Genomic DNA, 12,707 nt, shown 5'->3' on the forward strand with positions numbered 1-12,707 from the left:
CACTAGGAAAACTATACAATAACAGAGGAAGCGTTTACTATTGGAAACGGATATCAATAATAAAGGAATAAACATGCGATTTTTTATAGTAAGAATTTAACGAGGGGAAGGAACTATTCATGACAACTTTTAATGATACACTTCTACGTGCTGCACGTGGAGAAAGGACCGCACATACACCAGTTTGGTATATGCGTCAGGCAGGACGTTCTCAGCCAGAATACCGTGCCATTAAAGAAAAGTATTCCTTAGAGGAAATTACACATCAACCTGAGCTATGTGCGTATGTCACTCGTCTACCTGTAGAAAATTACAATGTAGATGCTGCTATTTTATATAAAGATATTGTCACACCTCTCCCTGGAATTGGGATAGATGTGAAAATCAAGGCAGGTGTTGGTCCTGTTATTTCAAATCCTATTCGTTCAGTAGCGGATGTAGAAAAATTAGGTGAATTCAATGCTAAAGAGCATACACCATTTGTATTAGAAACAATCAAGTTACTTGCAGAAGAGCAATTAAATGTACCTCTAATCGGTTTTGCTGGAGCCCCATTCACACTTGCAAGCTACATGATTGAAGGTGGTCCTTCAAGAAACTATAATAAAACAAAATCATTTATGGTATCTGAACCTCAAGCTTGGTTTGCTTTAATGGATAAACTCGCTGACATGATTATTGCAGATGTAACGGCTCAAATTAAAGCTGGTGCAAAAGCTATCCAAGTGTTCGACTCATGGGTTGGAGCCTTAAATGTAGAGGATTACCGTGTATTTATTAAACCGATTATGACTCGTATTTTTGCAGAGTTGCAAAAAGAAAATGTACCATTAATTCAATTTGGAGTGGGTGCTAGCCATTTAGCAAAGGAATGGAATGATTTACCGATAGATGTTGTGGGCTTAGATTGGCGTTTACCGATTAAAGATGCACGTGCCAATGGTATTACCAAGCCTGTACAAGGAAACTTAGATCCATCCCTATTACTTGCAGATTGGTCAGTTATTGAAAAACGAACGAAGGATATTATTGATCAAGGTCTAGAAATGCCAGGTCATATCTTTAATCTTGGTCATGGTGTTTTCCCAGAGGTTGACCCAGATGTCTTAAAACGTCTTACAACACTTATTCATGAATATAGTGCTCAACAAATTCAAGCTCGTTCTTAATGGAAGTCAATCAAGCGTGAATAATATGTCCTTTTCTACATAGGGAATTTTAATTTCAATGTAGAAAAGGAGCTGTCCAACAATCAAGATTGGGCAGCTTCTTTTTATCACATAATGTATGAAAAACATAAAACAATTTTAGAGGTGAAAAGGGTAATGAAAGAAGTTAAAGGCTTACTAGTAATGGCATATGGAACACCTTATAAAGAAGAAGATATTGAACCTTACTATACGCATATTCGTCATGGACGTAAACCTTCTGCAGAGCATTTAGAAGATTTGCGTAGCCGCTATGAAGCAATCGGTGGTTTATCCCCATTAGCTGCGGCAACACAAGCACAAGCTGAAGCATTATGTACACGTTTGAACGAAGTACAGGATGCTATAGAATATAAATTGTTTATTGGTTTAAAACATATTCATCCATTTATAGAAGATGCAGTAGAGCAAATGGTGGAGGAGGGCATAAAAGAAGCGGTTTCTATTGTTTTAGCTCCTCATTTCTCTACTTTCTCAATTAAGTCTTATAATGGTCGTGCTGAAGAGGCCGCAGGAGGTCGCTTAAAGATAACTTCTGTGGAATCTTGGTATGACGAGCCAAAATTCATAGAATACTGGAAACAACAAGTGAATGAGACATTCAATGCAATGTCAGAAGAAGAACGTGAGACAGCTTGTCTAATTGTATCAGCACATTCATTGCCTGAAAAAATTAAAAACTTAGGTGATCCATATGAAGATCAACTAATTGAAACAGCTCGTCTTATTCAAGCTGCGACCGGTTTAAAAAATGTAGAGGTTGGCTGGCAATCAGCAGGCCAAACACCAGAGCCTTGGATTGGTCCAGATGTTCAAGACTTAACACGTGAGCTATTCGAAGAAAAAGGTTTCCGTTCATTTGTTTATACACCAGTAGGTTTCGTAACAGAGCATTTAGAAGTGTTGTATGACAACGATTTTGAATGTAAAGTTGTTTGTGATGAACTTGGTGCAAAATACTATCGTCCAGCGATGCCAAATACACATCCTTTATTTATTGATGCGATGGTAGAGGCGATTCATAAAAAATTAAGCTAAGCGAAAAGAAAGTGATGATGTTGGTGACTCAGAAAAGACGAAAGGTAGTTGTCGTAGGCGGTGGCATTACAGGCCTTACAGCTGCGTTCTATATGCAAAAAGAAGCAAGCGCAAAAGAATTGCCATTAGATATCGTACTTGTCGAGTCGTCATTACGTCTTGGCGGAAAAATTCAAACTCTAAGAAAAGATGGCTTTATTATTGAGCGTGGGCCAGAATCTTTTTTTGATCGTGAAAACTATGTCAATGATTTAGCAAAGGATCTTGGGATCGAACAGAAACTATTAACAAGTAATGCGGGTCCAAACTATATAGCTGTTGGTAGTCAGTTATATCCAATACCTAGTCATCTCTTATCTGGAGAGACACCACATATCTCTTCATTCATAACTTCAGGCTTGTTCTCACTAAGTGGTAAAGTTCGTGCGGCGGGGGACTTTTTCATTCCCCGTTCTACACAGGATGACGATCAACCGTTAGGCGCTTTTTTTAGAAGAAGATTTGGTGCTGAGATAGTGGAAAATCTAGTAGAGCCCCTACTAGCAGGTACATTTGCAGGGGATATTGAGCAGTTAAGTATGAGCTCAACCTTCCCACAGCTTTATAGTTTAGAACAACAATATCGTAGTTTGCTGATTGGTATGAAGAAGTCAGGCACGAATTTCTTAAGCAATCATCACATAGCTGAAAATAAAGGTATCTTTCAAACCTTTAGCAATGGCCTTGAAACACTCATTGAAAGTATAGAAGAATCACTACTTCCGGGGACAGTGATGAAGGGTGTCAAAGTAGAGGAAATAGAGCATGGCAAGGATGGTTCAGTTCAGGTAATGCTCAATAATTTTTCACATATCAAAGCAGATGCTGTTATTATTGCCACCCCCTTTAATATGGCTGAAAAAATGTTTAGTAAGTTAAGTCTATTACATGAATTGGGCACAATGAAGGCTGCTACTATTGCAACCGTTACAATGGCCTTTAAAAAGGAACAACTCGGGGATTTAGATGCACTTTCTTTTTATGTCTCTCGAAATAGTGATTTTTCAATTACTTCCTGCACTTGGATGAATCGAAAATGGCCAGGTACTTCACCAAAGGATTTTGTATTATTACGCAGTTATATTGGTCGAGTGGGCGACGAAGCGATTGTGGCTTTATCGGATACGGAGATCGAAAAAACCGTGCTACAGGATTTACAGAAAACGATTGGTATCGATGGCGCACCTGTCACAACGGTTGTAACACGTTGGAAAAATGCGATGCCACAATATACAGTTGGCCACGAGGCGAAAGTCCTTCGTATCAAACAAGAATTACAAGAACATTTTCCAACTGTAAAGCTTGCAGGAAGCTCGTTTGAAGGAATATCAATTCCAGAATGTGTACAGCAAGGTAAACAGGTTGCGAATGAAGTATTAATGGAAATGTTCAAGTAATGCAAATCAGATAGTACAAACATTTATTATCAATGTTTGTACTATTTTTTATATTGTTACATGAAAAAGAAATAGCAAACCACTATTTGTGGTTTGCTATTTCTACTAAGAGCTGTATTGCTGATTAATGTCCTAACTCTAAGAAATTCGATGACATGACCAAACAATACCACCAGAGTTAGCGCCGCCTAGTGTAAGAGAGATAGTCAATCCATTTGCTTCATAGAACAAATCAATCGTATCTCCAGCATTTAAATTCACTTCTCCTGCTAAAGTGATTGTGCCATTTCCAAGAACTGCGCGTAAAGTTAATACAAGCGCCACATTGACGTTTAGTACAGGGAACAAGCCACTAATTAAATTTGTAGTAGCATTTTGTCTAATTGCAAATGAAGGGTTTATTCCTGCTCCTAAAGTAACGGTAATAGCCGCAGCAGTGGAGTAGTTAATGGTTGCTTCAAAGGAATACCTACCTGTAGTTGGTACAGTGAATATCCCAGTTGTTGGATTGAAAGCAGGTGTTGTAAAGTATGGTGAAGCAACACTCCAGTTAGTGATTGAAGTAGATCCACTAACAGCCAACGTGTTTTTAAAGGCAGAGAATCCTTCAGAAAACGCAGGCCCAGTAGCACCCGTAGCGCCAGTTACACCAGTAACGCCGGTAGCCCCGGTTACCCCAGTAACACCGGTAGCCCCAGTTACACCCGTAGAACCAGTAACCCCAGTAGCGCCAGTAGTGCCCGTAGAACCAGTAACGCCAGTAGGTCCGATTGCGCCAGTAACGCCAGTAGGTCCGATTGCGCCAGTCACGCCGGTAGCCCCAGTTATCCCAGTAGTGCCAGTAGGTCCGATTGCACCAGTAACGCCAGTAGCCCCAGTAGCCCCAGTAGCGCCGGTCTCACCCGTAGCCCCAGCAACGCCGGTAGCTCCAGTAACGCCAGTAGTGCCAGTAGCGCCGGTTACTCCAGTAGAACCAGTAGCGCCAGTAGCCCCGGTTACACCCGTAGAACCAGTAGAACCAGTAGCGCCGGTCACACCCGTAGAGCCAGTAGCACCCGTAGCGCCAGTTACACCAGTAACGCCGGTAGCTCCGGTTACTCCAGTAACGCCGGTAGCCCCGGTTACACCAGTAACGCCGGTAGCGCCAGTTACACCAGTAACACCGGTAGCCCCAGTTACACCCGTAGAACCAGTAACCCCAGTAGCGCCAGTTAGGTCCGTTGCGCCGGTAGCCCCAGTTACACCAGTAACGCCAGTAGGTCCAGATTCGCCAGTAACACCTGTAGCGCCCGTAGAACCAGTAACACCAGTAGCTCCAGTAGCGCCMGTAGCACCAGTAACACCGGTAGCTCCAGTAACGCCAGTAGCCCCGGTTACCCCAGTAGCGCCAGTCAGGTCCGTTGCGCCAGTAACGCCAGTAGCCCCAGTTGGTACGATAGCCCCAGTTACACCAGTAGCGCCAGTAGCGCCGGTTACCCCAGTAACGCCGGTAACGCCAGTAGCCCCAGTAACCCCAGTAACGCCAGTAGCCCCAGTAACGCCGGTAGCCCCGGTTACTCCAGTAGCGCCAGTAGGTCCGATTGCACCAGTCAAGCCAGTAGCGCCGGTTGACCCAGTAGCGCCAGTAGGTCCGATTGCACCAGTCAAGCCAGTAGCGCCGGTTGACCCAGTCACGCCGGTAGCACCAGTAGGTCCGATTGCACCAGTNCAGCCAGTAGCCCCAGTTACCCCAGTAACGCCAGTAGCCCCAGTTACCCCAGTAACGCCAGTAGCCCCGGTTACCCCAGTAGCGCCGGTAGCGCCAGTAACGCCGGTAGCGCCGGTAGAACCAGTAGCGCCAGTAGSTCCRATTGCACCAGTAACGCCAGTAGYGCCAGTAGARCCAGTAAMGCCAGTAACGCCAGTAGCCCCCGTTACCCCAGTAACGCCGGTAGCCCCRGTTACCCCAGTARCGCCGGTAGCGCCGGTAGAACCAGTAGCGCCAGTAGGTCCGATTGCACCAGTAACGCCAGTAGGMCCYGTWGCACCAGTAACGCCAGTAGACCCGGTTAGCCCAGTAACGCCAGTAGCGCCGGTTACCCCAGTAGCGCCAGTAGGTCCGATWGCACCAGTAMGTCCAGTAGCGCCAGTTRCCCCAGTTCCGCCAGTAGCCCCAGTTACACCAGTAACGCCAGTAGSTCCGGTTGAACCAGTAACACCTGTAGCGCCAGTAAAACCAGTAGCRCCAGTAGCCCCGGTTACTCCAGTAACGCCAGTAGCCCCGGTTACTCCAGTAGCGCCAGTAGCGCCGGTTGCGCCAGTAACGCCGGTAGCCCCAGTTMCCCCAGTAGCGCCAGTAGGCCCAGTMWCACCCGTAGAACCAGTAGCGCCGGTAGCGCCGGTTAGCCCAGTAACGCCAGTAACGCCGGTAGAACCAGTAGSTCCAGTAGCGCCAGTAACGCCAGTAGCGCCAGTAGCGCCAGTAGCGCCGGTAGCACCAGTAACGCCGGTAACCCCAGTAGCCCCAGTAACGCCGGTAGCCCCAGTAACCCCAGTAGCGCCAGTAGGTCCGATTGCACCAGTCAAGCCAGTAGCGCCGGTTAGCCCAGTAACGCCGGTAGCCCCAGTTACACCAGTAACGCCAGTAGCCCCAGTAACGCCGGTAGCCCCGGTTACTCCAGTAACGCCGGTAGCCCCAGTTACCCCAGTAACGCCAGTAGCGCCGGTAGAACCAGTAGCGCCAGTAGCGCCAGTAACGCCAGTAGCCCCAGTAACGCCAGTAGCGCCAGTAGCSCCAGTTACACCAGTAACGCCAGTAGCCCCAGTAACCCCAGTAACGCCAGTAGCCCCGGCAACGCCGGTAGCCCCAGTTACMCCAGTAACGCCGGTAGCGCCGGTAGAACCAGTAGCGCCAGTAGCTCCGGTTACTCCAGTAGCGCCAGTAGCCCCAGTAACGCCCGTAGCCCCAGTTACCCCAGTAGCGCCAGTAGACCCAGTAGCACCCGTARCACCAGTAGCGCCGGTTACCCCAGTAGCGCCGGTAACTCCAGTAGCCCCAGTCTCACCCGTAGAACCAGTAACGCCGGTTACCCCAGTAGCCCCAGTAGCGCCAGTAGCACCAGTAACACCAGTAGTCCCTGTAACGCCAGTAACCCCCGTAGCGCCAGTCACACCTGTACTACCTGTAGGTCCAGTTATCCCCCCAGTCGGTCCTGTAGGTTTCACTGGCCAAATTGGACAACTTGGAATAGGACCAGTTTTACAACAACAAGGAAATGAATGACACTTACTGCAAACTCTATCTATAAAATTTCCAAAATGCATAATCTCACCTCCTCTCTCAAATATCGTATTCTGATGAATGAGAAGGGAGGTAGACACATAACTATTAATTACTTGTAAATAGAGAGTTATTTATAGATTCGTTGCAATTGTATTTAAGATAATTGGATGTTTATCCTGTGAATAGGAGACGAAACTTTTTAGATGGTGATTGATATTTTTTAAGAGTCATTTTGATTGATTGTTAAAATACGCTTGAAATATTCTTTATTGTGTAGAATTTTTGGGTCATTCGGAATAAACGAGCCCGCTAATTCATTATGGGCATTGGCTAGTTCATATTGTTGTAAGCGATCGTAAAGAACACAGAGCTGTAAGTGGGGTAGCCATGTAGAAAAGCTTTTGTTTTGAAAGGGCGCATTTGGCTTCTGTTTAATCACTAGAGCTTGCTCATACCAAAATATAGCTTCGTAATTTCTAGATTGTTCCATAAAGTGATAACCTAGGCGACAGCAGGCTTCTGGTCGGGGGATATCGTATTCAAAGCTTTGTAGTATAGCGCTGAAATTGTTTTCTTTATCGTTTAAATGGGAATAGCAATCAGCTAATTTTAAGCAGGCACGTATGTTATCTTCAATCCACCCTAATTTGGACGTTAAAAATAATTCATAATAATAAATAGCTTCCTCAAACAGGCCATGATCTACTAATTCATTAGCAAAATAAAATGTATCACGTGGTGATAGTGTTTCTCCCGTTTCAATCAGTTGTCTATAAATCGTAATATTGCGGGAGTGATCATGGGTTAACGGTAAATGGCTGACAGCAACATCACTATCAAACAACATACCACAAACTTCTAAATATTCATGAACTGCACCAATCCATTGAAATTGCTTTTCCCTCCTGACAAGGCGATATCTTCTTATTAAGGCATCTGCATTTCCCTCATGATCGAAACTTAAATGATAATTCATAGAAACAGCATCGATGTCGGAAGTAAGAGATGCTTTGAGTGCCTTTAATTTTTGGCGGTCTTCCTCTAAAAAAACATCGTCAGCATCAAGCCAGAGGATGTATTCTTTTGTTGCTTGTTGAAAGGAAAAGTTTCGTGCTGCTGCAAAGTGATGTATCCATTTAAAATCAAAAATTCGGTCTGTATATTGTGCAACCACTTGCTTTGTACTATCTGTTGACCCCGTATCAACAATATTAATTTCGTCTACTATATCTTTGACAGAGTCAAGACATCGACCAATAACATCTTCTTCATTTTTTACAATCATACATAAGCTAATGGATATCATACTCTATTCCTCCTTACCATTATCTTTGTAATATATGTAAGGACGGAAATATTGGTTGGATGATTGAACTGTTAGAAGAATTGCGCGCCTGATATGTGAAATGTATTTTCATGGTTTGTCATAAATTTACCTTCCAAGTTTCACCCGAATTTCACAATTGTGAAGTATAGTAAAGGGGCAGAGGTGATAAAGTTGAAAAAATGGGCATTCTTCATTTTTTCGTTACTACAAATTATATGGTTAGCGGGTTGCGCTGAAAAGTCATATGAACCCATTGAAAGGGAACGAAGTTTTATAGCTTCATTGAACATACAAGAGCCATCATTAGATTTTATTGATGAGGATGGGAATATGCTTGCGACATGGTTATTTGATAAGGCTTATTCAGGGGCCATATTATTAGGAGATGACCAAGTTTTATTATATGGACACCAACTAAATAACATCGACGTCTATACAATATCCACCGGAGAAAAGCTCTATTCAAAAAAAGTAGAGATTGGTACGACCAATGTATACTACGATGACAACATCAAGCAATTTTTTATCACGAATAGTAAAACCAATACAGTGACAAGCTTTGATCAAGAAGGCAATCAGCTAGCTTCACAACAACTTGGCAATTATCCAATGTCAATGACATCGTATAGGGATAAACTATATGTTATTAATTTTAAAGATACAAAGTTATCTGTGTTAAATATGAAGGATTTAAAAATTGAGCAAGAGTGGCCGATTCAAAAATCTGCACATGGAATAGCTGTTCTAGAAGAAACACATGAGCTATGGGTAGGCGGTCATGGGGAAGGAAGTAAGCCAAATAGTTCTGTTAAAAAATATGATTTGACTACAGGTCAACTGCATGGAGAGATTGATATGCCTTTGATGCCAGTAGGATTAAAAAAGACCAAAGATGCTGTTCTTGTTGTAAGTCATGGTCACAACGAGTTATATGTGGCTGACTTTGATGGCCATATCAAATGGCAGCAAGAGGTTGGGGCAAATCCATTTGTAGTGGATCAATTTAAAGATTATATTGTTGTCGCTGGCTATGATGATCACACATTGTATTTTATAAAAGATGGCCAGAAGGAAAAAACAGTTGATGTGGGGAAAGGTGCTTTTCAGCTGTTAGTAAGGGAGGAACAATGATGACAACTGTATTAATAGTTGATGATGAGCAGGATATGCGTAATTTAATTGAAATGATGCTCAATAACTCTGATATAGAGACATTTACTGCCGCTAGTGGAACTGAGGCTTACGATGTAATAGTGCGTGAAAATATAGATTTAGTATTACTTGATGTAATGATGCCACATGAGGATGGTTTTGTTGTTTGTCAAAGTATTCGGGCTATGTCCAATGTGCCGATTATTTTTTTAACTGCACGTGATGCGAATGAGGATAAAGTGAAAGGTCTTACACTTGGCGGAGATGATTATATTGTTAAGCCATTTACACATGATGAACTCGTAGCCAGAATTTATGCTGTATTAAGACGAAGTGGTGCAAATATTACCGAACTACAGCAAAAGTACGTAATTTTTGGCTCTATTAAAATAGATGAAATAGCACGAAAAGTATCCGTTGATGGAAAGAGTATTCCACTTACTTTAAAGGAATTTGAACTCTTACACTTATTTATGAAAAATCCAGGAAATGCCTATTCGAGAGAGCAATTATTAGAACGCATTTGGGATATTGATTATGTAGGTGGAACACGCACGGTAGATACACATATTAAAACTTTACGAATAAAGCTTGGAAAGGATGCGGCTTCGCATATTCAAACCGTTTGGGGTGTGGGCTACCGCTTTGATCCTGGCGAATGAAAAAAATTGCCACGCGCATTTGGTTGTTAATTTTCGCCTTTTTAATTATTACCGTTGTCTTTATGTATGTTCTCACAAATTTTTTATATCAACGTTTATATGTACAAGATACAGAAGATACAATGGTCGAAGTTGGATTGAAGCTACAAACAATGTATGACAATGGCAAGGTAACGGATGAATTTATTGCAGATATTGAAGAATTTAATGATTATTCCAATTTGAATATATTTGCGGTAAGGAATCCTCGTGAATTAAGTGCCTGTGTTCCATTTGATATCGATTATGAGACATTGATTGGTCCTGAGGAAAGACAAAAATTATTGGCAGGAAAGTATGTGCAAAAAATTGGGTACGAGCCTCGCTTTGATCGACAACTTATTTCGGTGGTTGTACCACTTGTTGATCAAAATCGATTAGAAGGTATTATTTATATTTATTTCCCACTGGCCAAAATTAGTGAATTGGCAAATAGTGGCGTTATTTTATTGTTTATTAGTGCCTTCATATTTTTAGTAGTTGTTAGCTATTTAATTTATAAAGGGATTCGACATATTATGCGACCATTAAACGATTTACAGCTTGCAGTGGAGCAGATGTCCTATGGGAATTATGAGACTCGTGTACCTGTCAATTCACGAGATGAAATCGGTAAATTATCTAGTACCTTTAATAAAATGGCAGAGGCCATTCAGCAAGAGGATGAAGCACAAAAAACATTCTTGGCAACAGTCTCGCATGAATTACGAACACCGATTAGCTATGTAAAGGGCTATAGCGAAGCCATGCAAAATGGCATCATCACAGAAGGCCAAAAAGAAGAAACCATTCAGCTAATCGTCCGTGAGGCCAATCGCATGGAACGCTTAACAAACGAATTACTTCAGCTGGCAAGAACAGAAAATGAACAAACTGACATTGATTTATATCCAATTCCGTTAGGTGAAACATTACGAGAGGTTCAAAAAATCTTAACGCATCAAGCAAATAAAAAGAACATAACTTTATATTTAGATGTAGATGATGCCCTAATTATTGAAGCGGATGAAGTAAAACTAAAACAAATTTTTATTAACATTATTGAAAATGCGATTAATTACTCGCATGAAAATTCTAAGGTGGAAATTGTTGCTGCTGAAAAGGCTGGTAGTGCACAAATTATCATTAGGGATTATGGAATTGGTATTCCTGTCGAGGATTTAACCCATGTCACTGAACGATTTTATCGTGTTAACAAAGCTCGAAGTCGTGCGGACGGTGGTAGTGGACTAGGTTTATCGATTGTTGAACAGTTGTTAAAACAGTTACAAGGAACGTTAGAAATTGAAAGTGTTGTTGAAAAAGGCACATCCGTGAAGATACGGTTGCCATTAATGGAGGATTAAAAGATGAAAAAGTGGTTATTTGCGCTAATTGCAGTCCCTACATTATTAGTAGGATGTGGAGAAAAAAAAGAGGCATTGCCAGAACCAGAAGTACCACAGATCCCAGAAGTTGAAATTTTAACACCAAAAGAAGTAGCACTCAATGAAACGATTGAGCTGGCAGCACATGTTGAACAAGGTGGAAAAAATGTCGATGATGCTGTAGTAGAATTTGAAGTTTGGGAATCAGGAAAACGCGATGAAGGACAAATGATTGATGGGAAATTAGAGCAAGACGGTGTATATAAAGCAACGACTACTTTTGATCATGATGGTGTGTATTATATGTATGCACATACAACAGCTAACGGTGTTCATAATATGCCAAAGCAACAAATTATTGCTGGAAGCCCTGATATGACAAAGGTTGTCCCAGAGGATGAAAAAGCCAATAACAGCATGGATAATAACATGATGGATCATAATAATGACACTTCAGATGATATGGATCATGAGGAAGAGAAAAAAGATAAAAAAAATCATCATTAAAGGCTTGCAATTTTTTTGAAATAGGAATATGATAATGACCAGATGACCGAAATGGTTTTCTGGTCATTTTTATTGAAGTGTACGAGAGATGTACATAACCTAACTAGAAAGGATGTTACTAATGGATCGTAGGCAGGAAATTCTTGAAGCAGCTGCAAAATCCTTTACATTGTTTGGCTACAAGGCAACAACAATGGAGCAAGTGGCTAAAATCGCCAATGTCGGTAAAGGTACGATTTATACATTCTTTGCAAATAAAGAAATTTTATTTCAAGAGATCGCAATGTCACTTGTACGAGAGATGAAAGCGGAAGCAGATGCAGTGTTGGATGCATCAGCAAGCTTTATGGATAATGCGCATAATGCTTTAATGAAAATGCTACAGTTCCGAGAAAAACATCTTTTATTTGCAAAGCTAATCGAGGAAGAAAAAGAATTACGAACACCAGCAGTTAAACAGGTGCTACTACGTATCGAGACTGAAATCTTATCGTATGTCGCAGAGTTAATACAACGACGTATTAATAAAGGTGAAATTAGAGAGTGTGATGCGGAGCTAGTTAGTTACTTATTGCTGAAGGCATATCTTGCTTTTGTTGTCGATTGGCATGAGTTACATGGTGATGTAATCCCTGAAGAAAAGATTCTTAATCTTTTTAAGGAAACTATCTTTCGAGGTTTGATTTTAACTTGATTCGATAAAATACAG

General features: G+C 41.8%; 10 protein-coding genes. 8 read left to right on the forward strand and 2 right to left on the reverse strand.

Translation table 11 applies throughout. The features are described 5' to 3' along the window. Positions 1-119: 119 nt before the first annotated feature. From hemE to hemY, 3 genes are all read left to right on the forward strand, one after another. A complete protein-coding gene (gene hemE / locus ACHZEU_RS17760; RefSeq protein WP_048391738.1) occupies positions 120-1,169 on the forward strand; it encodes a uroporphyrinogen decarboxylase in 1,050 nt (349 codons plus the stop codon). A 156-nt stretch (positions 1,170-1,325) separates the two neighbouring features. Continuing rightward, positions 1,326-2,246: a ferrochelatase gene (gene hemH / locus ACHZEU_RS17765; protein ID WP_112116630.1), complete on the forward strand. Its 921-nt coding sequence runs from the start codon at positions 1,326-1,328 to the stop codon at positions 2,244-2,246. Positions 2,247-2,260: 14 nt separating this feature from the next. Continuing rightward, positions 2,261-3,682, forward strand: a complete 1,422-nt coding sequence (gene hemY / locus ACHZEU_RS17770; RefSeq protein ID WP_048391734.1) for a protoporphyrinogen oxidase — start codon at positions 2,261-2,263, stop codon at positions 3,680-3,682. A 138-nt stretch (positions 3,683-3,820) separates the two neighbouring features. Here hemY and ACHZEU_RS17775 read toward each other — a convergent pair whose 3' ends face one another. Then, positions 3,821-6,985 carry a beta strand repeat-containing protein gene (locus tag ACHZEU_RS17775; RefSeq protein WP_404803591.1) on the reverse strand — a complete coding sequence of 1,055 codons (3,165 nt, stop codon included), beginning with the start codon at positions 6,983-6,985 and terminating at the stop codon, positions 3,821-3,823. 179 nt (positions 6,986-7,164) lie between these two features. Continuing rightward, complete coding sequence (locus ACHZEU_RS17780; protein WP_404803592.1) at positions 7,165-8,250, reverse strand: glycosyltransferase; 1,086 nt, start codon at positions 8,248-8,250, stop codon at positions 7,165-7,167. Between the two features lie 303 nt (positions 8,251-8,553). Between ACHZEU_RS17780 and ACHZEU_RS17785 the strand changes: the two genes are divergently transcribed. The 5 genes from ACHZEU_RS17785 to ACHZEU_RS17805 all read left to right on the forward strand — a co-directional run bounded on the left by ACHZEU_RS17785 (position 8,554) and on the right by ACHZEU_RS17805 (position 12,692). Next, positions 8,554-9,402: a YncE family protein gene (locus ACHZEU_RS17785; RefSeq protein ID WP_233732186.1), complete on the forward strand. Its 849-nt coding sequence runs from the start codon at positions 8,554-8,556 to the stop codon at positions 9,400-9,402. Beyond that, a complete protein-coding gene (locus ACHZEU_RS17790) occupies positions 9,402-10,085 on the forward strand; it encodes a response regulator transcription factor (RefSeq protein ID WP_004230448.1) in 684 nt (227 codons plus the stop codon). Before ACHZEU_RS17785 ends, ACHZEU_RS17790 begins: the two co-directional genes overlap by 1 nt. Beyond that, positions 10,082-11,470, forward strand: coding sequence for a cell wall metabolism sensor histidine kinase WalK (locus ACHZEU_RS17795; RefSeq protein WP_279496104.1), 1,389 nt, complete (start codon positions 10,082-10,084; stop codon positions 11,468-11,470). Before ACHZEU_RS17790 ends, ACHZEU_RS17795 begins: the two co-directional genes overlap by 4 nt. Positions 11,471-11,473: 3 nt before the next feature. Then, entirely contained in the window at positions 11,474-11,998 is a 525-nt protein-coding gene (locus ACHZEU_RS17800) for a FixH family protein (protein ID WP_404803593.1), read from the forward strand. A gap of 121 nt (positions 11,999-12,119) precedes the next feature. Then, a complete protein-coding gene (locus ACHZEU_RS17805) occupies positions 12,120-12,692 on the forward strand; it encodes a TetR/AcrR family transcriptional regulator (RefSeq protein ID WP_009373269.1) in 573 nt (190 codons plus the stop codon). The last annotated feature ends 15 nt before the right edge of the window (positions 12,693-12,707 follow it).

Origin of the sequence: Lysinibacillus sp. S1, assembly GCF_044986265.1 — a bacterium.
Taxonomy (GTDB): Bacteria; Bacillota; Bacilli; order Bacillales_A; family Planococcaceae; genus Lysinibacillus; species Lysinibacillus capsici.